This window comes from Stenotrophomonas sp. SAM-B (assembly GCF_013387485.1).
Taxonomy (GTDB): Bacteria; Pseudomonadota; Gammaproteobacteria; order Xanthomonadales; family Xanthomonadaceae; genus Stenotrophomonas; species Stenotrophomonas maltophilia_AA.
The window spans coordinates 1-450 of record NZ_JABBXB010000034.1 but is presented as its reverse complement, the minus strand read 5'-3'; the positions used below and the strand labels follow the sequence as shown (position 1 = coordinate 450).

At 54.4% G+C, this 450-nt stretch carries 1 rRNA gene; it reads right to left on the bottom strand.

The features are described 5' to 3' along the window. A 16S ribosomal RNA gene (locus tag HH110_RS19105) occupies positions 1-450 on the bottom strand; the annotation flags it as partial.

Below are 450 nucleotides of genomic sequence, written 5' to 3'. Positions count from 1 at the left end.
TACTAGGGTATCTAATCCTGTTTGCTCCCCACGCTTTCGTGCCTCAGTGTCAGTGCTGGTCCAGAGAGCCGCCTTCGCAACTGATGTTCCTCCCGATCTCTACGCATTTCACTGCTACACCGGGAATTCCACTCTCCTCTACCGCACTCTAGCGAGCCAGTATCCATCGCCATTCCCAGGTTGAGCCCGGGGCTTTCACGACAGACTTAACTAACCACCTACGCACGCTTTACGCCCAGTAATTCCGAGTAACGCTTGCACCCTTCGTATTACCGCGGCTGCTGGCACGAAGTTAGCCGGTGCTTATTCTTCCGGTACCGTCATGACCCCGGGGTATTAACCCAGAGCTTTTCTTTCCGGACAAAAGTGCTTTACAACCCGAAGGCCTTCTTCACACACGCGGCATGGCTGGATCAGGCTTGCGCCCATTGTCCAATATTCCCCACTGCT